At 40.0% G+C, this 25,210-nt stretch carries 20 protein-coding genes; 7 read left to right on the top strand and 13 right to left on the bottom strand.

Translation table 11 applies throughout. The annotated features are described in order from the left end of the window. The 3 genes from thiI to CH76_RS02410 form a co-directional block, all read right to left on the bottom strand. Positions 1 to 1,209: a tRNA uracil 4-sulfurtransferase ThiI gene (thiI, locus tag CH76_RS02400; RefSeq protein WP_036142422.1), complete on the bottom strand. Its 1,209-nt coding sequence runs from the start codon at positions 1,207 to 1,209 to the stop codon at positions 1 to 3. Next, complete coding sequence (locus tag CH76_RS02405) at positions 1,206 to 2,348, bottom strand: cysteine desulfurase family protein (RefSeq protein ID WP_036142425.1); 1,143 nt, start codon at positions 2,346 to 2,348, stop codon at positions 1,206 to 1,208. The genes thiI and CH76_RS02405 overlap by 4 nt, the downstream gene beginning before the upstream one ends. A gap of 99 nt (positions 2,349 to 2,447) precedes the next feature. Continuing rightward, positions 2,448 to 4,148 carry a septation ring formation regulator EzrA gene (locus CH76_RS02410; RefSeq protein WP_036142428.1) on the bottom strand — a complete coding sequence of 567 codons (1,701 nt, stop codon included), beginning with the start codon at positions 4,146 to 4,148 and terminating at the stop codon, positions 2,448 to 2,450. Positions 4,149 to 4,306: 158 nt separating this feature from the next. Between CH76_RS02410 and hisJ the strand changes: the two genes are divergently transcribed. Continuing rightward, complete coding sequence (gene hisJ, locus CH76_RS02415) at positions 4,307 to 5,104, top strand: histidinol-phosphatase HisJ (RefSeq protein WP_036142431.1); 798 nt, start codon at positions 4,307 to 4,309, stop codon at positions 5,102 to 5,104. After that, positions 5,104 to 5,583, top strand: coding sequence for a GAF domain-containing protein (locus CH76_RS02420; RefSeq protein ID WP_036142435.1), 480 nt, complete (start codon positions 5,104 to 5,106; stop codon positions 5,581 to 5,583). Before hisJ ends, CH76_RS02420 begins: the two co-directional genes overlap by 1 nt. A 62-nt stretch (positions 5,584 to 5,645) precedes the next feature. Here the strand turns inward: CH76_RS02420 and CH76_RS02425 are convergent, their stop codons facing one another. Then, positions 5,646 to 7,502 (bottom strand): GGDEF domain-containing protein, encoded by a 1,857-nt coding sequence (locus CH76_RS02425; RefSeq protein WP_036142438.1) that lies wholly within the window; start codon positions 7,500 to 7,502, stop codon positions 5,646 to 5,648. Between the two features lie 432 nt (positions 7,503 to 7,934). Here CH76_RS02425 and rpsD point away from each other — a divergent pair, with 432 nt between their 5' ends. Beyond that, the gene (gene rpsD, locus CH76_RS02430; RefSeq protein ID WP_036142440.1) at positions 7,935 to 8,537 is read left to right on the top strand and encodes a 30S ribosomal protein S4; all 603 of its coding nucleotides are present in this window, start codon (positions 7,935 to 7,937) and stop codon (positions 8,535 to 8,537) included. Positions 8,538 to 8,599: 62 nt separating this feature from the next. Here the strand turns inward: rpsD and CH76_RS02435 are convergent, their stop codons facing one another. Then, entirely contained in the window at positions 8,600 to 9,481 is an 882-nt protein-coding gene (locus CH76_RS02435; RefSeq protein WP_036142444.1) for an acetamidase/formamidase family protein, read from the bottom strand. A 76-nt stretch (positions 9,482 to 9,557) separates the two neighbouring features. Further along, complete coding sequence (tyrS, locus tag CH76_RS02440) at positions 9,558 to 10,829, bottom strand: tyrosine--tRNA ligase (protein ID WP_036142447.1); 1,272 nt, start codon at positions 10,827 to 10,829, stop codon at positions 9,558 to 9,560. 367 nt (positions 10,830 to 11,196) lie between these two features. Here tyrS and CH76_RS02445 point away from each other — a divergent pair, with 367 nt between their 5' ends. Continuing rightward, entirely contained in the window at positions 11,197 to 14,076 is a 2,880-nt protein-coding gene (locus CH76_RS02445) for a transglycosylase domain-containing protein (RefSeq protein ID WP_036142450.1), read from the top strand. Between the two features lie 40 nt (positions 14,077 to 14,116). On the opposite strand, the gene CH76_RS02450 is transcribed toward CH76_RS02445, so the two are convergent. The 5 genes from CH76_RS02450 to acsA all read right to left on the bottom strand — a co-directional run bounded on the left by CH76_RS02450 (position 14,117) and on the right by acsA (position 20,139). Then, the gene (locus CH76_RS02450) at positions 14,117 to 15,238 is read right to left on the bottom strand and encodes an acetylornithine transaminase (RefSeq protein ID WP_036142452.1); all 1,122 of its coding nucleotides are present in this window, start codon (positions 15,236 to 15,238) and stop codon (positions 14,117 to 14,119) included. After that, entirely contained in the window at positions 15,239 to 16,009 is a 771-nt protein-coding gene (gene argB / locus CH76_RS02455) for an acetylglutamate kinase (protein ID WP_036142455.1), read from the bottom strand. After that, positions 15,972 to 17,183, bottom strand: coding sequence for a bifunctional glutamate N-acetyltransferase/amino-acid acetyltransferase ArgJ (gene argJ, locus CH76_RS02460; protein WP_036142457.1), 1,212 nt, complete (start codon positions 17,181 to 17,183; stop codon positions 15,972 to 15,974). Before argJ ends, argB begins: the two co-directional genes overlap by 38 nt. Positions 17,184 to 17,234: 51 nt before the next feature. After that, complete coding sequence (gene argC / locus CH76_RS02465) at positions 17,235 to 18,269, bottom strand: N-acetyl-gamma-glutamyl-phosphate reductase (RefSeq protein WP_036142460.1); 1,035 nt, start codon at positions 18,267 to 18,269, stop codon at positions 17,235 to 17,237. A gap of 142 nt (positions 18,270 to 18,411) precedes the next feature. After that, a complete protein-coding gene (gene acsA, locus CH76_RS02470; RefSeq protein ID WP_036142462.1) occupies positions 18,412 to 20,139 on the bottom strand; it encodes an acetate--CoA ligase in 1,728 nt (575 codons plus the stop codon). Positions 20,140 to 20,312: 173 nt separating this feature from the next. Here acsA and CH76_RS02475 point away from each other — a divergent pair, with 173 nt between their 5' ends. The 3 genes from CH76_RS02475 to CH76_RS02485 are packed head-to-tail and all read left to right on the top strand — an operon-like array spanning position 20,313 to position 22,778. Next, positions 20,313 to 20,945, top strand: a complete 633-nt coding sequence (locus CH76_RS02475; protein ID WP_036142465.1) for a GNAT family N-acetyltransferase — start codon at positions 20,313 to 20,315, stop codon at positions 20,943 to 20,945. Between the two features lie 30 nt (positions 20,946 to 20,975). After that, positions 20,976 to 21,623: a CBS and ACT domain-containing protein gene (locus tag CH76_RS02480; protein WP_036142469.1), complete on the top strand. Its 648-nt coding sequence runs from the start codon at positions 20,976 to 20,978 to the stop codon at positions 21,621 to 21,623. Continuing rightward, a complete protein-coding gene (locus tag CH76_RS02485; RefSeq protein ID WP_036142472.1) occupies positions 21,624 to 22,778 on the top strand; it encodes an acetoin utilization protein AcuC in 1,155 nt (384 codons plus the stop codon). A 36-nt stretch (positions 22,779 to 22,814) separates the two neighbouring features. Here the strand turns inward: CH76_RS02485 and CH76_RS02490 are convergent, their stop codons facing one another. Both CH76_RS02490 and CH76_RS02495 read right to left on the bottom strand, forming a co-directional pair. Continuing rightward, entirely contained in the window at positions 22,815 to 24,509 is a 1,695-nt protein-coding gene (locus tag CH76_RS02490; RefSeq protein ID WP_036142474.1) for an oleate hydratase, read from the bottom strand. Between the two features lie 104 nt (positions 24,510 to 24,613). Further along, entirely contained in the window at positions 24,614 to 25,180 is a 567-nt protein-coding gene (locus tag CH76_RS02495) for a TetR/AcrR family transcriptional regulator (RefSeq protein ID WP_036142477.1), read from the bottom strand. Between the last annotated feature and the right edge of the window lie 30 nt (positions 25,181 to 25,210).

Raw genomic sequence — 25,210 nt, forward strand, 5'->3', positions numbered from 1 at the left:
TTATAATAAGTCAGCAAATTTATCCTCTGCCTTTTTCTTTTCAGGGTACACATAAACCTCACGATTTGTCACTGCGCGCTCAATTAATTCCTCGTAATTTGTACGCTCCTCGTAGTGTGCAACCTTTTCTACCTTTGGTTTTGTTTTTGGATTTGCTGGCGTAAAGATTGTACAGCAATCCTCATACGGACGAATTGATGTCTCATATGTGCCAATTTTTTCGGCAATGTTAATAATATCTAGTTTATCATATGCGATAAGTGGACGCAGGATTGGTGTATTTGTCACATCATTAATCGCTGTTAAACTGTCTAAAGTTTGGCTTGCTACTTGTCCCAAACTCTCCCCTGTTACGATAGCTAAGGCATTAATATCCTCGCGTACTTTATCAACAGCACGTAACATCATACGACGCGTTGCTGTCATTGACATATTTTCAGGCACATCTTCTTTAATTTGCAGTTGGATTTCCGTAAAGGGAATAACATGTAGACGTACTTTCGCGCCGAACTTTGTTAATTCCTTCGCTAAATCCTTTACTTTTTCTAATGAGTTATCACTTGTATACGGTGGGCTAAAGAAGTGTACAGCATCTAAACGTACGCCGCGCTTCATCATAAGGTAGCCAGCAACTGGGCTATCAATACCACCCGACAGCATAAGTACAGAGCGGCCATTTGAACCGATTGGCATACCACCAGCACCTTGGATAACTTGCGCCATAATATAAACCGCATCCATACGTACTTCGATACGCATTTCGATTTGCGGTTTGCGCATTTGTACTTTTAGGTTTTGGTAAGTGCTTAATACCGTTGCGCCAATTACACGTTGAATAGCATGTGACTCTAACGGGAATTTTTTATCCGTACGCTTTACTTCTACTTTAAATGTGTACGTTTCATTTTCGTATTGCTTCATAACATCTTTCGCTAGTTGCTTCATTACTTCAATATCTTTTTCGCACGCAGCTACTGGGCTAAATGATTGAATACCAAATACATGCTTAAGACGCTCTACAAGCTCATCCTTCATTTCCTCATTATCTAACGCAATAAACATACGGTCATGCTCTGTACGAATTGTTAAATGCCCTAAATCAGCTGTTGAGTAACGAATATTTTCGCGCAAGCGACGAATAAAGTCCATTTTATTTTTACCTTTTGTTGATAGTTCACCGTAACGAATTAAAATTTCTTTCCAAATCATAATGATGCTCCTTTTAATTGTGTAATTACTGTACGTAAAATACGCGCAGCCTCTGTTACCTCTTGATCGGTAGTAAGCGCACCTAAACTCATGCGCACAACACCCTTTTTATAACGTGGATCTAACTTAATTGCTTCTAACACATGACTAGTTTGCTGTTGCTTAGATGAACAGGCACTTGATGTCGAAACAATTAGCCCTTTACCTTGCAATGCATTAATTAAAATTTCGCCACGTAGCTCTTTGACAGCAAACGTAATAATATGAGGTGCACCTTGCTTAGTGGATACTACTTTGACATCTGGTAATTCAAGTAGCATTGCCACAAGCTGATGGCGCCATTTTACATACTTAGCAAAGTGTATTTCTTGCTCATCAAATGCTAATCGCATTGCTTTAGCAAGTACAACATTTTGGGCTACAGCTACTGTACCACTACGAATGCCAAACTCCTGTCCGCCTCCCACGATATGAGGGGTTATTAATGGACGCTTGCGAAATGCTAATAAGCCTGTGCCCTTTAAGCCATGAATTTTATGACCGGAAATAGTAATACAATCAGGCCCAGCCTCACCGTTAAAATAAATAGGCAATTTACCAAAACTTTGTACGGCATCTACATGAAAATGCGCACGACTTTGCTCATGCACAATTTTTGCGATTTCTGCAAGTGGTTGCACAGCACCTATTTCATTATTTACATGCATTATACTTACTAACACCGTATCTTTACGCAAAGCTTGTTGTATAGAAGTTGTCGTTACTTCACCACTTGCATTCACAGGCAAATAAGTAATGCTATAGCCTTGTTCCTCCAGCACTTTCATAGCTTCTAATACAGAAGGGTGTTCGATTGCTGTTGTAATAATATGTTTCCCAATATGCTCATTACTCTTTGCTAAACCGAATATCGCAAGGTTGTTTGATTCTGTACCCCCAGATGTAAAAATTGTATGCGCTGGCTCTGTTCGCAAAATGGTCGCAACTTGCTCGCGTGCACGTGACAGTAAAGCATTTGCTTCTACACCTGCTTCATGAATCGATGCAGGGTTTGCATAGTACTGCTCGTTTATTTTTACGAAGGCTTGTAGCACATCGTGAAAAGGTTTTGTTGTTGCACTATTATCAAAATAAATCATGGTATCATTCCTTCACAAAATTTAACAAGAAAAAGGCTACCCGATTTGGATAGCCTCAATCATTATAACGCTTTTCATGGTCAACGTACACCGTTAATATTAGAGCTCTCGCAAATCGGCCTCTACCATTTGTTGTACCTTTTCTAATGCACCTGGTTCTGCTTCTTCTACCGCAGCTCCCGCTTCTTCAAGTGCCTTTGTATATTGCGCATTGACAAATGCTCGTTCCGCTTCAGTCAAGCGCTCATCAAGTTGCTGGTTTGTAGCGCGATAACGGTTACCATATTGAATAATACGCTCAATTGCTAAAACATCCTCAACTAATTGTTGAGAAGCCTCAGATACATTAGCCATAGCCTGTTCAGTTTCTTCAACTTTTTGACCTACATCATTCATATCAAGGGGCACTTGACGCAAGCCTTCATGCACAACATAAATTAATTCAGCTACGCCTTCAAGCTCTACTTGTAACTGGGCAGGTACACCAGGAATATTGGCTTTATTAAGCATACGCTCTGTATTTTGCAAGGTACGTTCAATGACAACTAAACGCTTACGCGCGTCTTCCTCATCTACGCGTAAATTTTTCATACGTCGCGAGAATTCTTCATGGATATTCATTATTTTTCCTACTGCTAAATCAATTGTTTCTAGCTCATCACGTAGACTTGAGTAAGCAGATTTGCCCTCACGTACTTGCATAGCTACTAAGTCATAACGCTTTTGAAGTAAGTCTAACTGACGCAGACATTCTCTTGGCACATCAGCATCTTCCTCAGATAAATGGTAGCTCTCTTGCACATACTCCGCTTCTGTAATCGTGTGGCGCAAACTTTGTTGTAATTTTGTAATCTTACCAAACATACTATCGCAATGTTTATCTAAATACTGCTTAGCCATTACCTCGTTTTCTAATACATCATAAAAGTAGTCAATTGTTTCATTTAAATCCTCAATACGTTGTCGAATCGTATCTAACTCTAAATTTTTCATATCTTTTTTTAGCACAGTAATTTCTTCATCAACTTGCTCAAATGCATCTAGTAGCTCCAAATGACGAAGATAGTAGCCCTGCCCTTCCATTTCAGCATAGCCTCCACGGATTTCTGCTAATGATGAAGGGATATTAGTTTGTACGTCTGTTAATAGTGTAGGTATATCTTGAATGAGTTGCAAAAAGTTTTCTGCCTCTCGTTGCAACTGCTCCACTAACTCCCTCGCCTCTAAATAATTACCATTGTCAGTAAGCTCTTTAAATTGCTCACTTTGTGGTGTAAAGGCCTCTAAACGCTCTTCAAGCGCCGGTAATGCATCGCCAAAAGCATGTTGGTGAGCAAGTAATGTTTTACGTGCCGCTTTATATTTTTCATTTAATTCTTCAATTTCAATGCGGTTTTTTTCTTCGCTGCCAATTAGCTCATTTAACTCTGCCACAATTTTATCTTGTGTTTGGCTAGCTGTTTTCAAATATCCTTTAATTTCTTCTTCTAAGATCGTAGCCTTTTTAAATTTAAAACCACGAATATTATCTTCAATATCTTGAAGTAATTCATTAATTACCTCAACATACTCACCCTTAATCTCATCATTCATACCACGCCAGCGATCAAACATTTCCTCGGTTTGACCATTCATGTTTAATGCTTTAACTTTCGTTAACTCCTCGTTGATAGGTTTATTCTGCATTTCTCGACGCTGTTGTTCTAGCACTTCCATGATTTTTCGGTGTTTTCTTTGCTGTTGTAATAATACGATTATGATAACGAGTAGTATGACAATTGGAATGATGATATACTGCATCGTAAGCCTCCTAGTGTAGTTCCTGTTATTTCGTTTACGCTTTCATACTTCAAAATTTTAATATACAATTAGTTTAGTATACATTATATACTAACATACGTTAATTTGTAGGCTTTTTTGTAGAATTCGAATAATTTATGGAAGGTTGTGTTCCTAGTATGAGACAAGACAAACACATTCATACGCCATTTTGCCCACATGGGTCGACAGATGCCCTAGAAGGTTATATTGAAAAAGCAATTTCTTCAGGTTTTAAAGAAATTTCCTTTACAGAACATGCGCCCCTGCCCGACTCTTTTATCGACCCTACACCATTAAAGGATAGCGGTATGGATTTTGCCCTACTAGAAGCTTATTTCACGTCTATCGCTAAAGTTAAACATCAATACGCAAAAGATATTTCAATCCTTTGTGGTTTAGAGGTAGATTTTATCGAAGGGTTTGAGCAACAAACAACGCATTTTTTAAATCAATACGGCGAACACCTTGATGATGCTATACTTTCTGTCCACTTTTTACGCGACCAAAGCCGTTATGTTTGCATTGATTATTCACCAGAAGTTTTTATGGCGTTTGCTACGCAACTTGGTAGCACAACACGCGTTTATGAACATTATTACAACACAGTTGAAAAATCTATAGTAGCTGATTTAGGACCTTATAAACCAAAGCGCATTGGCCACCCTACCCTTGTGCATAAATTTCAATTAGCCCATAAGGAAAACATAAATGATACAGCTATGATTCAGCAAGTTTTACGCACAATGCATACACATAATTATGAGTTGGATGTAAATAGTGCTGGCTTAGTAAAAGAGTTTTGCTTAGAGCCTTACCCTCCCTATCCAATGATTACATATGCTAAATCGTTAGGTATCCCTCTTGTATTTGGCTCAGATGCACATACCATTAAAGGGTTGCATCAACAATATGACACAATAAAGGAGTTACTATAATGTTTAAACCAACAACTTATAACGGCGAACTTGAAACACAGTACGCATCACTACAACAACAGCTAGGCGCTTTATTAGCAGGCGAAACAAACATGATTGCTAATCTTAGCAATACATCTGCACTACTTAATCAATTTTTACATACCGTAAACTGGGTAGGCTTTTATTTACGCGAAGGTGATGAACTTGTATTAGGGCCTTTCCAAGGGTTACCTGCTTGTGTACGCATCCCACTCGGTAGCGGTGTTTGTGGTAGTAGCGCTGCTAAGGATAAAACATTCGTAGTAGAAGATGTCCATCAATTCCCAGGTCATATCGCTTGCGACGCCGCGTCTCGTTCTGAGATTGTAATTCCTCTTCATAGAGATGGTGAGGTTATTGGCGTGTTAGATATCGATAGTCCTGTTACTGCTCGTTTTACAGAACAAGACAAGCAAGGGCTTGAGAATATTATCCGCTTACTTGAACAAGCACTATAAACCAATATAAATAAGCAACTGCTTTAAGGAATTCATATCCCTTTTAGCAGTTGCTTATTTCATTATTCTCCATAAACGACGAAACGATTTTTACCGCTGTTTTTAGCCTGGTATAAAGCGTCATCTGCTTGTGAAAATATTGATTTAAATATAGGCTGTTCATCCGTATTCCAAGTAATTAAACCTGCTGAAATTGTCACCTGGGGCTTAGTAATTTTAGGCATTACTTCAACAAATTTAGCTGCTACTTCTTTTGCATAGGCTACACTTACATTTGGAATACAAACCGCAAGTTCTTCCCCACCCCAGCGAGCACAAATCCCTTGCTCACCTACCATCGCTGTTAGTTGTTTCGAAATTTGCACTAATACTTCATCACCAATTTGATGCCCGTGCGTGTCGTTGATGCGTTTAAAATTATCAATATCAATTAAAAAGAACATACCTTTTGCATAGTCATCTAACGCTTGCTCTACATATTTATCTAAATAACTTCGTGCATAAAGCTTTGTTAAATGATCGCGGTCTACCATCTCTTGTAACTGGTTTTGCAAAATGGTATTTGCCATCGCTAAAGAAGAATGATGGATAAGTGATTGCATTAATTTAAAACTATCAAACGGAAAGAAGTAGGAGTCACGGTGAAGTACAACACAATAACCATGAATTTTCTCTTCTATTAAAATAGGAATTGCCATCATAGAGTTGTAGATTACAGGTTGATTTACCTGTCTACTGAAATCAGCAATGAATACAGGATCCTTTGTAGTTTCAAAGCGATCTTGGATATATGTTGTATAAATGCGCGCGGCATCTTTAAAAAAGAATGCCGATGCCTCTTTTAATTTCAATTGCCCCCGCTCTTTAAACATAAAGCAAATTTCTTGAGGTTGAAATGATTTTTGTAGCTGGGACTTTAAGTAAACAAACATTTCATCTATGTCCATCTTCATGTTAAGTCGATGGGATGTTTCATTAATTAATTGTAAATCACTAATTAAGCGATTGGATTGGCGGTGTAACTTGGCATTTTCGAGTGCATTACCACAAGCATCTGCTAGCATTCTAATAAAATCTTTTTCTTTACCCGAAAATACATAGTTCTCAGGACCTGAGATTTGTAGGATACCGTAAATAGCCTGACGTCCTTTAATAGGCGCATTTAACATACGACACTTTAAGTCTGCAGCTTGCTCAAAGGTTAATTCACCTGATACAAAAGCTTCGATGGTGGAAGCACGCTCAGACGTATAATCAAATAGTTTCACATTTAAAGTAAGCTCTCGATCTTGATCATTTGATAAAATCAAATTAACATTTAAATGAGGGATTTGTTTTTGTAATGTCACGAGCATATTTTCGAGGATAATATCAACATCCATTGTCGAATGAAATAAATCCGTAATCTTAAATAACTTTCGGTAATGCTCTTCATTTGTTTTTTCATTTGTAATACGATCCACTTTATACATAAGATCCGTTAATAATAAGAGGAACTGTTCGAAGCTTGGCGTTAACAAAAAGGCTTGCCACTCAGCTGTAGATTCAATGAGTAACACTCCTACAGGCTTTTCGTTAAGGCGTTGCAACAATATCGCATCTGTCATGTTTTCGTATTTTTTATACCCTTCTAAAAGGACAGGCTTTCTTACTACTTTATTTTGAAAAAAGTAGGGCTCAATCATTGCCCAGGAAATAGCGTCTTGGATGCTGTTATCTTGTGGATCTTTTTTTACAGGTAGTAAAATTTCTGATTCACACTTCAAGAAAACACTGTTGGTGATAGCGAAGTGCTTATTAAAGCAGGGATCTAAGACGCGCACATACTTATTAAAGTCATTAAATTCTAGTTCAGCATCTGTAATTAAACCAAGCAAGTCTGATTTAATATCTTTAAGTTTTTGTTCATGATTTGACATCGTATCACCTTTATTTCCAATCCTTCGATTTTCACTTCGTTGTTATAGTATAACCCAATCGTGACATTTTGACTATTACTTATTATATCTTTATACACAATTTTACCGCATTTTCATGATATTTCAATGTATTTCTTCTATAGAATTAGTAATTAGACCTAATAGGCTAATTTCCATGCCAATAGTTTAGTACTTACTTTGCAGTTGACTTCTCTACATAATAACGTTAAGATACACTATGTGTAAAATAGTGCAGCAGTTGTATGCGTACTTTTTTTAGTTTGTTCCTCTATTATACGTAATAGATGGTGCATCGCGTAACCTTTACGTCGGCTGCATGGGTGAAGATGCATGAAAACAAAATAATTAGTGCTCTAGATACATCTGGTTTGTTTTACAACAAAAACCAACTTTAAAGGAGGAGACACAATTATGTCTCGTTATACAGGTCCATCATGGAAACTTTCACGCCGCCTTGGTATTTCATTAAGCGGTACAGGTAAAGAAATCGAAAAGCGTCCTTACGCGCCAGGTCAACACGGCCCAACTCAACGTAAGAAATTATCTGAGTACGCTTTACAATTACAAGAAAAACAAAAATTACGCCACATGTATGGTGTAAACGAACGCCAATTCCGTACAGTTTTCAACAAAGCTGGCAAAATGCAAGGTAAACACGGTGAAAACTTCATGATTCTTCTTGAAACTCGCCTTGACAACCTTGTATACCGTATGGGCTTAGCTCGTACTCGTCGTGGTGCTCGCCAATTAGTTAACCATGGTCATATCATGGTTGATGGCAAACGTCTTGACATTCCTTCATACAGCGTTAAAGTAGGTCAAACGATTTCTCTACGCGAAAAATCACAAAACCTTACTGCTGTTAACGAAGCTTTAGAAGTTAACAACTTCGTACCAGAATACATCACTTTCGATGCTGATACTAAAGTTGCTACTTTCAACCGTATGCCAGAACGTTCTGAGCTAGACGGCCAAATCAACGAAGCTTACATCGTAGAGTACTACTCTCGTTAATAGCATTTCGTTGCATAGTGCAACAACAAAAATCCTCCAACCTTTATGGCTGGAGGATTTTTTTACCATTTAGGTAAGTAACTGAGCGGTAACGCCATACGTACTGTTTTATTAGGATCAACAACTTGGCAAATACGCAAGTTACCCACAAGAGATAATAAATGCGCCGCCTCTCCCTTAGTTAAATCACTGTAACGTACGACAAAGTCTACCATATGCTTTGTAGCTTCTATACTTGCTGCGTCTAACGTTTTTTGTGAAGACAGTGTATTAAGTTCCCCGTCCTTAATGTAAAACGGTGTCGGCCATTGTTCACCTTTAATAACCTCAATGGTTACTGTAATCTCACAAGGTACTTCGCCACCACAAACGGATACCTCACCATCCCCCATTGCCGCATGACAATCGCCCATAGCAAGTAAGGCTCCATCAACATTGACTGGTAAGTATAATGTGGTTCCTTCGGTAATGTCCTTACAATCCATATTGCCCCCGTGTGCATCAGGCGTGCCGCAAGAGATTGCCTCTCCTGCTGGTGCAGTACCGATAACACCAATCATTTTATTTAAAGGAATTTTAATAGCTTCTGTAAATTGAATATGATTATCTTCTATTGCAAGGCGTTTAAATGTTGTATCTGTTAACTCATCGCCTAGTACCCCCATATTAGGTCCCGTCACCATTGTTACGGTATCACCAATCGCTAGCTCTTTAATATGAACAGCTAAAATGTCACCTGGCTCTGTATCAGTAACATAAATTGGTCCTGTTGCAGGGTTGATTTTATCCCAGTCGAGTGCAGTAAAAGACGAGGCATCCGTTAACTGATTAGTAAAGCAATCGTACGCTTCAAATGTAATGGTCTCCCCACTATTTACTTTACAAACTGGTACATTGTACTTGTCCATCGCATAGATGGCATTTTCTTTTTTAATATAGTGCATATTACCACTCCCTTTGTCTGTCATAGCTCTAGTATAACGCAAAACGCCGACTTCGTTAAAAGTCGGCGTTTTAGGATTAGTTAAATGTAACCATTGTATATTTCTTTTTACCACGACGTGCAATGGTAAAGGCATCGTCTAAACGTACAGATGCGTCTACTACAAAGTCTAAATCTTGTACGCGGTCACCATTAATTGAAATTGCACCGTTCGTCACATCTTCACGTGCTTGACGTTTTGAAGAAGAAATACCCGCTTCTACAATAAAGTCCACGATATTTTTATCTTCTTTTGCCATTTCAGCTGTTGGTACACCTTTAAATGCATCGCGCATTTCTTCTACTGAAAGTGCTTTTAAATCGCCTGAGAATAAAGCTTGTGTAATACGCTCCGCCTGCTCAAGTGCTGCTTCACCATGCACTAAGCTTGTCATAGCTTGCGCTAACGCTTTTTGTGCTTTACGTAAATGCGGCTCTTCCTCAACAGAAACAGCTAATGCTTCGATTTCTTCACGGCTTAGGAAGGTAAAGATTTTTAAGTATTTGACAACATCGCTATCCGCTGCGTTAATCCAGAATTGGTAAAACTCATATGGTGATGTTTTCTTCGCATCTAACCAAACTGCACCACCAGCTGTTTTACCGAATTTTGTACCATCCGCTTTTGTCACAAGTGGGATTGTGAAGCCGTAAGCTTTTGTTTCTTCGTCATGTGTACGACGTAATACTTCTAAACCTGTTGTGATGTTACCCCATTGATCCGAGCCACCGATTTGCATACGTACGCCATGATTATCATATAAATGCACGAAGTCTGCTGCTTGCATTAACATGTAAGAGAACTCTGTAAATGAAATCCCTTGGTCTAGGCGTGATGCTACATTGTCTTTTGCTAACATGTAGTTAACGCTTAATAATTTACCGTAATCACGTAGGAAGTCAATTAATGTTAACTTGCCAATCCAATCTTTATTATTCACTAATTTTGCTGCATTATCACTTGCTGCATCAAAATCAAAAATCATTTCTAATTGTTTTTTAATACCTTGTACGTTTTGATCTACTTGAGCAGTAGTTTGTAATTGGCGCTCCTCTGAACGACCTGATGGGTCACCAACCATACCTGTTGCTCCGCCTACTAATAGTACAGGCTTGTGTCCGTGCATTTGAAAACGACGTAGTGTTAGTAAAGGTACAATATGACCAATGTGCATTGAGTCTGCTGTTGGGTCAACGCCACAGTATAATGAAATTTTTTCTTCGCTTAATAATTTTTCCATGCCTGCTGCATCCGTTTGTTGGTATAACAGCCCGCGCCATTCTAAATCTTGAATTAATTCGTTTGTCATTGTAGTTTCCTCCTAAGTTTTACGTGCAGATAAAAAAAGCCCTGCATGCATAAAATATGCATGCAGGGACGTTTATGTATAAACGCGGTACCACCCAGCTTGAAGATTGCTCTTCCACTTCATTCACCATAACGCGGCGTGGCACGTTTTTGCTCCTGATACGTAATTCATTTTTATACTATGGTTAGCTCACAGCGACCGCCAACTCTCTCAAACAGGGAGTATAAAAACTACTGCAAATCAATCTTTGCAAAAATTGTATAAAACTATACTAGCTATTTTACCGATTTTTATTTCATTGTCAATAAATATATTCGTAAATATTTTATTATGCTATAATGGACAAGATTTATAGGAGGTCGATGAAGTGAAAGATTGGATTGCTAAAGTCAACAATCGCATCGAACAACTTTTTGAAAAACCGTGGATGGCTAAAGTCCGTATTTCGAGTGCAATTACTTGGAATCTTGCTTTATTATTACTTGTTATGGCTATTGTAGGTGGCGTTTTTGCTTTTTCTGTAGGCGCCGGTTATTTTGCATCACTAGTAAGTAAAGAGCCATTACGCACCGAAAAAGAGATGCGCGATCTTGTCTTCAATTATGAAGAAACGAGTGAAATGTATTTCGCAGACAATATTTATATCGGTAATATCCGTACCGATTTAGACCGTCGCGAAACTTCTATTGATAAGGTATCACCCTTCGTTGTTAATGCCGTACTTGCTACTGAGGACGAATACTTCCGCGAGCATGATGGTATTGTACCTAAAGCATTAATTCGTGGTGTGTTACAAGATGTTTTAAACTCTGCTAACCAAACAGGTGGCTCAACGTTGACACAGCAACTCGTTAAAAACCAAATTTTAACGAATGAAGTATCATATGAGCGTAAGGCAAAGGAAATCTTACTAGCCATGCGTCTTGAACACTTTATGACAAAAGAAGAAATTTTAGAAGCTTATTTAAACGTCATTCCCTATGGACGTAACGCCTCTGGCCGTAATATCGCCGGAATTGAAACAGCAGCTCAAGGTGTTTTCGGCGTTAATGCCGCAGACCTTACATTAGAGCAGGCTGCCTTTTTGTCTGGCATCCCGCAAAATCCCTTCACCTTTACCCCATTTACTAACTTAGGTACGGTTAAAAGTGAAGAGTATTTAGCTGATGGACTAGCACGTATGAAAACAGTATTAAATCGCATGCTAGAAACAGGTTACATTACAAAGGAAGAACATAAAAAAGCGCTGGCTTATGATATTACAAAAGATTTTACAACACCACAACAACGTCCTGAAGACGTATATCCTTGGTTAACGTACGAAATTGAACGCCGTGCGAAAGAGGTTGTTGCTGGTATGCTAGCCGAACAGGACCAAATTGACCCTGCTCGCTTAAAAGAAGAAGAAAATTTACGTGATAAGTATATGCTTCTTGCAGACCGCGAAATTCGCTCTAAAGGTTACCGCATACATTCAACTGTCAAAAAAGATATGTATGATGCTATGCAAAAAATTACTAAGGACTATCAATACTACGGGCAAACTTATTCACAAACCGTTAAAGACCCACAATCAGGTGAAGATGTTGAACTTCAACAACCTGTACAAACAGGTAGTGTACTGATTGAAAATAAAACAGGTCGTATTTTAAGTTTTGTTGGTGGACGCGACTTTGCTATCGAAGAGCTAAACCACGCAACACAAGCGTATCGCTCAAATGGCTCTACTATGAAACCTCTACTCGTATACGGTCCAGCGATTGAGTACGGTAAAATCGGTGCAGGTAGCCCACTTGTCGATGTGAAATTTAATTTACGCGGCTATACACCAGGCAACTACACTTCTAGTTATGAAGCTGGACTTGTACCTGCGCGTGAAGCATTAGCACAATCACTTAACTTATCAGCACTACGTCTTTACTATAGTATTTTAGATCAACGCCCTGCCTCGTTTTTAGAAAAAATGGGCTTCTCTAAAATTACTGCAGAAGACCGTGAAAACTTAGCAACTGGTATTGGTGGTTTAAAGTATGGTACGACTGTTGAAGAAAACACTAACGCCTTTGCAACATTTGCAAACGGTGGTCAATATGTAGAGTCTTATATTATCGAAAAAATCGAAGACCCTACAGGTAATGTTGTTTACCAACATGAATCAGTAGCCGAACCTGTATTTAGTCCTGAAACTGCCTACATTATGACAGATATGATGCGTGATGTATTAAACAATGGTACAGGACAAAGTGCTAAGCAAAATTTAAAATTTGGCTATCAATTCTCTGGTAAAACAGGTACATCTGAAGAATATAAAGATGTTTGGTTTGTTGGGTATAACTCCGCTGTAACACTAGGTGTTTGGATGGGTTATGACCAACCGCGTTCGCTTTATACATTCAATAATACGTATATGCAACCAAGTAAACGTATTAACCTTTTATGGGCAACACTTATGAACGGTGTATATGATACACACCCTGATTGGGCAGCACCTAAGCAAGGCTTTGTGAAACCGCAAAACGTAATTTATGCTTCATTCTGTGGTATGTCAGGCATGGCTCCATCAAATGCTTGCGCAAATGCTGGTCTTGTTCGTTCAGATTTATTTAATGCCAAGGTATTTTTACCTTCTAAAGCGGATGACAGTATGTCAAGCTCAGCTGTTGTGCTCATTAATGGCACTTATTATACAGCTCTCGCTAATACACCAGGTGAATTTGTACGTCGTAGTGGCGGAGGCTTAAACCCTGAGTTCGTTCGTCGTATGCTTGGACCTTTAGGTGGCGACCCAAGTCGTCTTGTACCAAAAGGTTCAACACTCGCAAGTGGTGGCGCTGCCGTTAGCTTCCCTGTAAACGGGGTAGCACCAGCTGCACCAAGCGCTTCGATTAGTGGTAATACGTTAAGTTGGTCACGCTCCGCATCTAACGATGTTGTAGGTTACCGTATTTATAATGTATCTGGCGGTGGGCAATCGCTTGTTGCTTCCATACCAGAAGCCGGTCCTTACAGTATAACTGTAGGCGCAGGCGGTGCTTATATTGTAGTAGCTGTTGATATTGAAGGACTGTCTTCTGGTGCTTCAAACACAGCAACTGCTGCACCGGCAGCACCACCACCAGTACAGCAACCAACAGCTCCTGAACAACCGACAGAAAATGAGCCTGCGGAACCTGAGGAACAACCTTCTCAACCAGCAGAACCTGAACCAGAGCAACCTGCTGAACCTGCGGAGGATCCAACAGAATAATAAAAAGCGCAATTACTCCCAATCGAGTAATTGCGCTTTTTTATAGTTCTTGTAATATGCTGATTGCTTCATCAATCTCTGCTTTTGTTACTGTTAATGGTGGTACTAGACGAATAACATCCGTACCTGCTTGCACAACTAGCAAACCTGCCGCCTCAGCTTTTTTCACATAATCTGCTGCGACTGGCTCTCCACAATCTAGTCCGAGTAGTAAACCCTCTCCTACAACTTTAAATTGTGGTAGCTTTTTACTGAGCTGGTCCTTTGCATAAGCTGATAACGCTTGCACTTGCTCAAGGAACTCCTGCTCAAATACCGTATCAATTACTTTTTGCGCTACAGCTACTGCTAATGGGTTACCACCAAATGTTGTACCATGCGAGCCTGGCCCTAATGTATCGTATAAGGCCGGTTGCGCTAAAATAGCACCTATAGGGAAACCGCCGCCTAGCCCTTTTGCTAATGATACAATATCTGGCTTAAGTGCAGTATGCTCAAATGCATAGCGTTTACCTGTACGCGCAATCCCTGTTTGTACCTCATCCACAATCACTAAAATACCATGTTCAGCACTCACTTCATTAATTGCTTGGATAAATGCAGGTGTTGCAGCATTTACACCACCCTCGCCTTGAATGACCTCAAGCATAATCGCACCTACTGAGGCATCTGCAACTGCCTTTAATGCTGCTACATCATTAAACGGTACAGTCGTAAATTTTTCGACTAATGGGCCAAAGCCTTGTTTCACTTTCTCTTGACCTGTCGCTGCCATAGTAGCATACGTTCGACCATGGAAAGATTTTTCGAAGGTAATGATATGATGCTTACCTGTATGTTTGCGCGCTAATTTGATTGCCGCTTCATTTGCTTCAGCACCACTATTACAAAATAAAGCATGTGCTAAATGTGTATCTTTTACTAAAGACGCACCCAATTGCTCTTGCTCTGGGCTTTCAAATAAATTAGAGACGTGCCATAATTTTTCGCTTTGTTGTTGTAGCGCTTCGTTTAGCAAAGAATTGGCATGGCCTAGGCTTAACACTGCAATACCGCTCGTAAAATCTAAATAACGCTTGCCCTTATCATCCCATACCTCTGTGCCTTTACCCTTTACTAAATGTACAGATCGACGTCCATAGTTATTAAATAATACTGTCATTTATTGTCCCTCACTTTTAATTACAGTGCCTGTTAATGCAGCACCTACAATTTGTACCGTCGGAATGCCCGCATGTAAGCATGCTAACGCTCCTTGTACCTTTGGTATCATCCCACCATAAATATGCTCTTGCTCAATCCATTGAGCGATATGAGTAGGCGTTACCTCATCTTGGTAAACATCCTCAATACGAATGCCATCTACATCCGTTACTAATAATAGGCTCTCTGCTTCTACTGCAAGCGCAACCTCACTAGCTACTGTGTCACCATTAATATTAAGCGCCTGCCCATCAGCAGTAACGCCCACACAAGCAATTACAGGAACAATCCCCGCTGCAATAAGCTGATTAAGTAACGCCGTATTAATTGAAGCTACCTCACCAACAAAACCATATGTGGCTTCATCTAAGAAAGTAGACAGTACTAAATTACTATCGAAGCCGTTCAAGCCAATTGCAGTAATACCTGCTGTCGTGAGCTCATGTACAAGCGCTGGGTTTACTAAACCAATCAATGTTGACTGCACCACATCAATTGCCGCCTCGCTAGTAACACGAATGCCACCAACGGTATAAGAGGTAATATTTTGCGCTTCAAGTGTACGATTAATCGCTGGTCCTCCGCCATGTGTAATAATTAAATCATACGTTTGCTGTAGTTTTTTAAAGTTAGTAAAAAATGCTGGTGTTAAGCCCTCTAGCGTACTGCCTCCAAGCTTAATCACCATGCGTTTACGAGCGGTATGAGGCGTTGATTTGTACATAGTCATATGTTAAGTCGCACCCCCATGCTAAACCGCTTCCTTGACCTTGCCCTAAAGAAACGTCGATTTTTACTTCATGCTGTTTTAAAATTTGCATTAACTCTTCTTCAGAGAATGGTACAGGCTCCCCGTCTTCTACTAATTGCTTACCACCAATTTTGATACCGATTTTTTCAGGATCTACACTCGCACCACTATAGCCTACTGCCGCAATCACACGTCCCCAGTTAGCATCTGCACCAAACACAGCTGTTTTAACTAGTGGAGAACCTACAACTGTCTTAGCTACTTTACGTGCTTCCTCATCCGTTAATGCGCTCTCTACTGTAACTTCGATTAACTTTGTAGCACCTTCACCATCTTTAGCAATCATCTTCGCTAAATCTTCTGCCACAACTTGTAATGTTTTATAAAAATTATCCCAATCTTTATGTGCAGGAGTTAGTGGTTCATTGCCTGCTAAGCCATTTGCCATAATAACGACCGAGTCATTTGTTGAGGTATCACCATCTACTGTAATCGCATTAAACGTAACATCTGTTAATGAAGATAGCGTTTGTTGTAGCACCTCTGAAGAAATAGCTGCATCTGTTGTAATAAAGCCTAACATCGTTGCCATATTTGGCTCAATCATCCCAGAACCCTTAGCTGTACCAGCAATAATAACTTCTTTGCCGTCAACTACTGTGGCATAAGCTGTGTTTTTCATTACAGTATCTGTTGTTAAAATCGCTTGAGCAAAGTCAATCGCGCTTTCTAGTGAGTCTTTAACCTCTAATTGTTTAACCCCTTCACGTACAGGTGGCATATTCATAATCTCACCAATGACACCTGTCGAAAATACACCTACTAAATTAGCGTCAATACCCACTTTAGCTGCAGCTAATTGTTGCATTTCCTCTGCATCTCGTTTACCTTGCTTGCCTGTGCATGCATTAGCATTGCCAGAGTTGACAATTAGGGCCTGCATTTGCTTTGTTTCGTATACTACTTTTTTTGTTACACCAAGTGGTGCTGCTTGAATCGCGTTTGTCGTAAATACACCAGCCACACTTGCAGGTACATCACTCACTAACATCGCTAAATCTTTTTTCTTATGTTTAAGCCCGCAGTGTAAGCCTGCTGCTTTAAATCCTTTAGGTGATACAAGATTTTTAGTTGATAATTTTGTCATTGTCATAAAAATTCCTCCTAGAATAGGTAAGCACCTCGCATAACGCGAGGCGCTTGTTTAAATAAATAATGGTACAACATCTAAGCCAGTCATTTGGTCAAAACCAAATTGTACGTTCATATTTTGGATCGCCTGACCTGCCGCACCCTTTACTAAGTTGTCAATTACACTTACGATAGTCGCGCGGTTGGTACGTGGATCAACCTTGACAAACATATCGCAGTAGTTAGAGCCCTTTACACGTCCTGTACTAATTGCATTTGCATCCTTTAATACACGCACAAAAGGATGGTTTTGATAAGTTGCTTGTAGGCACTCATATAGTTGTTGTTCTGTAACATTTGGCATCACTGGTGCATAGGACGTTGTTAAAATACCACGCGTCATCGGCACAAGGTGTGTGTTAAATGTAATTGTTGTATCTACGCCCGCAAAGTTTTTAATTGCTTGCTCAATTTCTGGTATGTGTTGGTGTTCATTTGCTTTATATATCGAAAACCCTTCATTTGCTTCACTATAATGTGTACCTTGTGATGGCTTATTGCCAGCACCTGAGATACCACTTTTGGCATCTACAATTAGGAAGCTTGGGTCAATCAGTTTATGTTTAATTAACGGTAATACTGACAATAAGGTAGCTGTTGGGTAGCAACCTGGGTTAGCAATAAGCGCTGCATCTTTTACCGCCTGCTCATTCCACTCAGTTAAACCATATACACTTTTAGCTACTGCATCTGCATCTGCCGCTGGCTTGTGATACCAAGCCTCATATAACGCTGTGTCCTTCAGCCGGAAGTCCCCTGATAAATCAATTAACTTTGGACCTGTTCCGATTAATGAAGGCATTAACTTACTTGCCACACCCGCTGGTGTACTTGTAAACACGACATCTAGCTGCGCTAGTGCTGCATTGTCAATTTTTTGCAAGCTATGGTCAACAATATGTGATAAGTGACCAAATTTTTGTGAGAATGACACGCCTTCTTCGGATGAAGTAAATAAGTGTAATTCTTCCATCTCTTTATGATTATGCAGGAAACGAATCAGTTCAATACCGCCGTAGCCTGTTGCACCAATAATTCCAACTTTCATTTTCTTCACCTCTGAATTGTGTTAAACCTAGTATAAGTCTGTATAAATATTAAGTCAACCGCATTTTTATTTATTTTTATACAATTCAGTATCGTCTAAATAAAAAAGCTTACTCGCATATTCATGCAAGTAAGCTGTATGTTTAATCTTCCATTGTAGATAAGTCACCTGTAGGAAGGTCGAGTTCCCACGCTTTTAAAACGCGACGCATAATTTTACCACTACGTGTTTTAGGTAGCTTATCTTTAAATTCAATCTCTCTAGGTGCTGCATGTGCAGCTAAGCCTGTTTTTACAAATGTACGGATTTCTTCAATTAATTCATCACTTGGCGCTACACCCTCACGCAAGGCAATAAACGCTTTAATAATTTCACCGCGGATAGGGTCAGGCTTGCCAATTACTCCTGCCTCTAATACATCTGGATGCTCTAGCAATTTACTTTCTACTTCAAATGGCCCAACGCGCTCTCCTGCAGTCATAATAACGTCATCTACACGCCCCTGGAACCAGAAGTAACCATCTTCATCCATATACGCAGAGTCCCCTGATACATACCACTCTCCCTTTAAAAAGTAGGAATCATAGCGCTCCTCATTGCCCCATATCGCACGCATCATTGCTGGCCAGCCTCGACGAATAGCTAAGTTGCCCATCGTATATGGCTTAACTGGCTCGCCTTGGTCATCAACAATTGTAGCATGTACACCTGGTAGTGGTTTGCCCATAGAACCCGGCTTAATATCCATAGAAGGATAATTACAAATCATATGCGCACCTGTCTCGGTCATCCACCATGTATCATGAATGCGATGACCGAGCTCATTGATACCCCAGCGTATTACCTCAGGATTAAGTGGTTCGCCTACTGATAATACATGGCGTAACGATGATAAATCATATTGCTCTAATAAGCCTTGCCCTGCTCCCATTAGCATACGAAATGCTGTTGGTGCACTATACCAAACGGTTACATTATATTGATCCAATGCACTGTACCATGCCTGCGGCGAAAAACGCCCACCAACTACGAGCATCGTTACGCCATTAAGCCACGGCCCAAAAATACCATACGATGTGCCTGTTACCCAACCTGGGTCAGCCGTGCACCAATAAATATCATCATCACGCAAATCCAATACCCACTGTGAAGATTGATACTGTTGCAGCATGGCATTGTGCACATGTAGCACGCCTTTTGGTGTACCTGTCGAGCCTGATGTGTAATGTAAAATCATACCGTCTTCACGATTGACCCACGTAATATCAAAATGTTTTGAAGCCTGCGCCATTTGCTTTGTTAAATCTTTCGTCGTCGCTGTTTCTTCAATGTCATCCCCTACAAGAAAAACAGTTTCGATTTTTGGTAACCTATCAAGCGGCACACGCGCCAAAAGCGCTGGTGTAGTAACTAAAACTTTTGCATCACTGTCGTCGAGGCGGTCATATACTGCAGCCTCCATAAAGGCTTCAAATAACGGACCTACAATAACACCAAGTTTTAATGCACCTAGCAATGTAAAATATAGCTCTGGCGAACGCGGCATATAAATAAACAGGCGGTCACCCTTTTCAAGTGTTGTGTTTGCACGTAGCACATTTGCCACTTGATTTGTTTTCATTTTCATATCATTAAAGGTGTACGCCTCTTTACGCTTGCCATCGTCAAAATAAAGCGCGACTTTATTTTTGCGATAAGTTTCGGTATGACGATCAATGGCTTCATATGCCATATTCAAATTACCTGTGTTATACCAGCTAAATTGCTTTTCTGTATCTTCCCAACGATGCGTTTTTGCTGTCGAGGCATAGTCGTTCATCTGATAATCAGCTAGCTTAGCTTTTAATTTTTCATTTTCTGTTGCTTGCATATTCATTTCCCCCTTTGTTATATAACAGAATATTTACTATTCTATCACTACCATCTTTCAATTATCTTAAAATTTACACTTTTTAAAAACTTTATGTATATTTCGCAAAAAATAGCGTATTTTCGCATAATATCCGTTATAATGAGTTTATAAAAATCAGGTGGTGTTTGAAAATGGAGCATAAAAAAACGTTTTATTCGATAGAAAAAGAAACAGAACATGGTACTGTTATTGTAGAGGGTCCTGTAAGCCCTGAGGATTTAGCTAACTATACGTTCCATGAGGGTCTTGTAGCGTTTCGTCTTCCTAAACAACAGCACGAAGCAATTATTGGCATCGCTAAACTAGACGAAGGACGCATTATTATTATTCGGAATGGCAGTGTCATTGTTGGCTATGTGACATACCTTTACCCTGACCCTCAAGAGCGCTGGGCAGAAGACCGCATCCCTAATATGATTGAGCTTGGTGCTATAGAAGTCGTTAAAGAATACCGCGGCACTGGTGTAGGAAAAGCGCTACTAGAAGTTTCTTTTATGGGTGACGAAATGGAAGATTATTTAGTTATGACAACTGAGTATTATTGGCATTGGGATTTAAAAGGGACTGGATTAAATGTATGGGACTACCGTAAAATGATGGAAAGGATGATGAGCTCTCAAGGCTTTGAGTATTATGCAACTGATGATCCTGAGATTACCTCACATCCCGCAAACTGCTTAATGGCACGCGTAGGGGCGCGTGTTGAACAAGATACAATGGAGCGCTTTGATAAATTACGTTTCGCAAGCCGCTTTATGTATTAGCAGTACTATTACACAAAGGGAGATGTAGTTATGTTAGTCGAACAAATTATGAATGCTACACCGTATACGCTCACTAAAGATAGCACCATTCGTGATGCTATGACGCTTATGCGCGAACAAAAAATTCGTCACATTCCCATTATTACAACTAATAGAGAAGTGATTGGTGTTGTGACACAACGCGATTTAAAAGAGGCGCTGCCCTCTTCATTAGAGCCTGATGAACGCGAGCACTTGCTTGATGTCGCGGTCGAACGCTTTATGATTAAAAATCCGATTATGGCTCATCCACTCGACACGGTTGAGGACTTAGCACTAACTTTTTACGATACAAAGGTTGGCTGCTTGCCTGTTATTTCAAATGGCGAGCTTGTAGGCATCGTTACTACAACCGATTTGCTTTATACGTATGTGGAGCTAACTGGCGCACATCAACCTGGCTCAAAAATTGAAATTCGCATCGAGGATGTCCCTGGCACACTCGCAGGCATTACACAAATCATGGCAAATACGAATACGAATGTGCAAAGCGTACTCGTTTACCCTGACGAATTAAGTGAAAACCATCGTGTATTATCCATTCGTGTACAAACCGTTAATCCGATTGAATTAATCGAAGCGTTATTAAAAGAGGGCTATGACGTATTAGGACCTCGATACCCAGGTGTAGAGTTTTAAATGAAAAAAGCTGTTTTCGTTTATTCACCTGAGCAATTAGGTTATAAATTTTCTGATACGCATCCCTTCAATCATAAACGACTCACGTTAACGATGGATTTATTACGTAAAATTAATGCATTAGATGAAACAGCAATTATTCCTGCTCGTATTGCAACTGACGAGGAGCTGCTTCTTGCACATGAAGCAAAATATATTGAAATTGTAAAAAAAGCTGGGCATGGCGAACTCCGCGAAAACCAAGGCGAGCCTTATGGTATTGGTACAGAAGATACACCAATCTTCGAAAATATGCACGAAGCTAGCGCACAGCTTGTTGGTGGTACATTAACTGCTGTTGACGCAGTGATGCAAGGTCATGCGGAACATGCGCTTAATTTAGGCGGTGGGCTACACCATGGCTTCCAAGGTCGTGCCTCCGGTTTTTGTATTTACAATGATAGTACGGTGGCCATTAAATATTTACAACAAAAATACGGCGCACGTGTACTCTATGTAGATACTGATGCCCACCACGGTGATGGTGTACAATGGAGTTTTTACGATGACCCGGATGTTTGTACCCTATCGATTCATGAGACGGGTCGCTATTTATTTCCTGGCACAGGCAATATTACAGAACGTGGTAGCGGGGCTGGTTACGGGACATCCTTCAACTTCCCCATTGATGCCTTTACAGAGGATGAAAGCTTCCTCACGATTTATGAACAGGCCATGCGTGAAGTATTTGAATTTTTTAAACCGGATGTCGTGTTAACACAAAATGGTGCTGATGCACATTTCTTTGACCCACTTACACATTTATATGGCACTATGAACATTTATGAAGAAATCCCCAAGTTAGCACATAAGCTAGCACATGAATATTGTGGAGGCAAATGGATTGCTGTAGGTGGTGGCGGCTACGATATTTGGCGTGTTGTACCGCGCGCTTGGTCAATGATTTGGACGGAGATGACAGATCAGCCGCTTCCAACAGGTGCATTACCTAAAGATTGGCTTGACCGTTGGCAACCTGAAGCACCTGTGCCACTGATTACTACGTGGCAAGATCCAAGTCCGCTCTATGAAGCTATACCGCGTAAAGCCGAAATCGAAGAAAAAAATGCTATGATGCTAGATAAAGCACTGCACATTATTCGTAACACAAAATAAAAGTGAGTTGGAGAAATTCTCCAACTCACTTTTTTATTAACGGAATAATGTTTGTCCTGCTTTAATTAATACTTTAGGGTCGCGGTTATAAGGTGTTACTGGGCAGATCTCTTTGTCAATATCAAACAAAGTATACACCGCAATACGCGCTGCACGTACAGAATATTCTTCTGTAAATACCATGTCTTTAGGAATTTCGACAAATTGGCTAACCATCGCAAAGTTTGTACTACCTGCGGGTACAACTTGTGGTCGGTCAGTCATCGCTCGCGGTTGGAACTGCGCATCAATGTATGGCATATAGCACGGAATAACATTGACTACATCCTTCTTAATCTCTTCCCAATCATCTTGCCAACCTAAGTGTGAAATATATTCAAATAGTAGTTCTTCCCCTGTACACTCTTTCATTGGCTTTTTAACAAAGTCCCCAATTGCACTTGGATACAAGCCATAGCCCCAGAAAATTGTTGTGTCAGGATCTTGTGATTTAAAGTGTGGTTGTGCTGCTACAACACTACTCATTAACCAGCTTGAGTCTTTAAATGTCATCAATGCGCCACTACCTGGGATATTGCCACTAAATTGCTCAATGCGTTTTAATAAGGCATCACCCTTACAAGTTACAGTAAAGCTATGCCAGTTTGTTTCGTCTTCATGACCGAAGAATGGCTCTGGGTTACCCATACCTGGTTTTTTCTGTGCTACTTTGTACCAAAGTTCACCTGACAATGGTTTTTTCGTTGGTGCTTGTGGTGCTGTAGTTAAATCACCCTCTGTGGCACTATCTGTCATGCAGGCATTGGTCATAATCACAGTATCTTGTGCACGTACCTCAATTACTTTACCACTATCTAAATGCAGTGCTGTAGCCGTAATACTATCGCCTTCTGCAAAATCAATATCTGTTACAGTTGCATTGAAGGTAAAGTCTACCCCTTGCGACTCTAAATATTTTTTAAGCGGTAAGATTAGGCTTTCGTATTGGTTATAGCGTGTACGTGTTACACCTTCAAGCGTGTTAATACGACTAAACTCTAAAATCATACGGTTCATATAGCGGCGGAACTCAAACAAGCTGCTCCATTTTTGGAAAGCGAATGTAGTTTGCCACATATACCAAAAGTTTGTTTCAAAAAATGCTGGTTCAAACCATTCTTGAATGGTCATATTATCAAGCGTTGTTTCGTCTGTTGTCATTAACTTTGTTAAATGAGCACGGTCATTATTACTAAAGCCCATTGTTGTAACATCTACAATATTGCCTTCTTTATCTACAAGGCGTGCTTGTGCGTGTGTTGGATGTAAATGGTCAAAGTTCAAGATTTCTTCGGTTACACTTTGGTTCGGCATTTCAAGTGATGGGATACTGCCAAATAAATCCCAAAAGTTTTCGTACGTTTCTTCATTTAACATACGACCACCGCGACATAAGAAACCTTCTGAAGCTGTACCAGAACCATCATTACTACCACCTAAAATAGGTAGTGCTTCAATCACATGAATGTTTTCACCTTTAAAGTTAGCATCACGTAATAAGTAAGCCGCTGAAGCAAGCGTTGCGATACCACCGCCGATTAAATAAGCTTGCGCATCACCATAATCACGTGTAGCAATCTCTTCATCTACTTTTTTCTCGCGGGCATCCTTTGCCACATTTGCTACTTTTTTTGCTGCCATTCCTACTGCTACCGTTGAAGCTACTGCACCAAATACTTTTTTCTTGTCCATTATTAATCCCTCCGTCGTTAATTGCTTACTTATACTATAACCACTTTTATGGAAAAATTAACTCGACATTTTGGCACATTTGTCTAGTTATTAGACATTTATCATTAATTGTCTAACGAAACATAGCGGTGATATGCAATTAGCTCAACATCTTTTGCTAAACGGTGCAAACCTTCAGCAATTACTTCTGGTGACTCCTTAAAATCACTATAAATCCAATCAATTAACACACCACTACAGCCATACGAAAAAAAGCGTGCATAAAATTCACGGTTGCTTCCTTCGATTTGATGATTGATATCTAACCGTTCAAACATTTCTAGCAGTAGGCGTGTTGTAATTGTCGAAAAGGTTTCGGCTAATACAGCAACCTCATCGCATGTTGTGTTACGGTAAAAAGCACGCGCCTCTTTAATAGCTACCAACATGCTTGCTGTATGTTGCTCCCAATTTTCTAGCGTAGTAGAGTCGTCTAACTCTGCTAACGCATGGGTCGCATAGGTAAAAGCTAGCAGCTCGTACTTATCTGCAAAGTGATAATAAAAAGTTTGTCGATTCAGTGCGCAATGCGCTGTAATCATTGAGATACTCACCTTTTTAAACCGCTTTTCTGTACAGATTTGTAAAAGTGCCTCTGCTAGTATGTACTTCGTATCATGCACAATTGTCATACCATTCCTCCTCTAGACAATAACACGACA

The organism is Lysinibacillus sp. BF-4, from assembly GCF_000743635.1.
In the GTDB taxonomy this organism is placed as follows: domain Bacteria; phylum Bacillota; class Bacilli; order Bacillales_A; family Planococcaceae; genus Metalysinibacillus; species Metalysinibacillus saudimassiliensis.

Coding starts and splice junctions, on each gene's coding strand:
- thiI (WP_036142422.1), bottom strand. CDS start 1,209: ATGATTTGGAAAGAAATTTTAATTCGTTACGGTGAACTATCAACAAAA.
- CH76_RS02405 (WP_036142425.1), bottom strand. CDS start 2,348: ATGATTTATTTTGATAATAGTGCAACAACAAAACCTTTTCACGATGTG.
- CH76_RS02410 (WP_036142428.1), bottom strand. CDS start 4,148: ATGCAGTATATCATCATTCCAATTGTCATACTACTCGTTATCATAATC.
- hisJ (WP_036142431.1), top strand. CDS start 4,307: ATGAGACAAGACAAACACATTCATACGCCATTTTGCCCACATGGGTCG.
- CH76_RS02420 (WP_036142435.1), top strand. CDS start 5,104: ATGTTTAAACCAACAACTTATAACGGCGAACTTGAAACACAGTACGCA.
- CH76_RS02425 (WP_036142438.1), bottom strand. CDS start 7,502: ATGTCAAATCATGAACAAAAACTTAAAGATATTAAATCAGACTTGCTT.
- rpsD (WP_036142440.1), top strand. CDS start 7,935: ATGTCTCGTTATACAGGTCCATCATGGAAACTTTCACGCCGCCTTGGT.
- CH76_RS02435 (WP_036142444.1), bottom strand. CDS start 9,481: ATGCACTATATTAAAAAAGAAAATGCCATCTATGCGATGGACAAGTAC.
- tyrS (WP_036142447.1), bottom strand. CDS start 10,829: ATGACAAACGAATTAATTCAAGATTTAGAATGGCGCGGGCTGTTATAC.
- CH76_RS02450 (WP_036142452.1), bottom strand. CDS start 15,238: ATGACAGTATTATTTAATAACTATGGACGTCGATCTGTACATTTAGTA.
- argB (WP_036142455.1), bottom strand. CDS start 16,009: ATGACTATGTACAAATCAACGCCTCATACCGCTCGTAAACGCATGGTG.
- argJ (WP_036142457.1), bottom strand. CDS start 17,183: ATGACAATGACAAAATTATCAACTAAAAATCTTGTATCACCTAAAGGA.
- argC (WP_036142460.1), bottom strand. CDS start 18,269: ATGAAAGTTGGAATTATTGGTGCAACAGGCTACGGCGGTATTGAACTG.
- acsA (WP_036142462.1), bottom strand. CDS start 20,139: ATGCAAGCAACAGAAAATGAAAAATTAAAAGCTAAGCTAGCTGATTAT.
- CH76_RS02475 (WP_036142465.1), top strand. CDS start 20,313: ATGGAGCATAAAAAAACGTTTTATTCGATAGAAAAAGAAACAGAACAT.
- CH76_RS02480 (WP_036142469.1), top strand. CDS start 20,976: ATGTTAGTCGAACAAATTATGAATGCTACACCGTATACGCTCACTAAA.
- CH76_RS02485 (WP_036142472.1), top strand. CDS start 21,624: ATGAAAAAAGCTGTTTTCGTTTATTCACCTGAGCAATTAGGTTATAAA.
- CH76_RS02490 (WP_036142474.1), bottom strand. CDS start 24,509: ATGGACAAGAAAAAAGTATTTGGTGCAGTAGCTTCAACGGTAGCAGTA.
- CH76_RS02495 (WP_036142477.1), bottom strand. CDS start 25,180: ATGACAATTGTGCATGATACGAAGTACATACTAGCAGAGGCACTTTTA.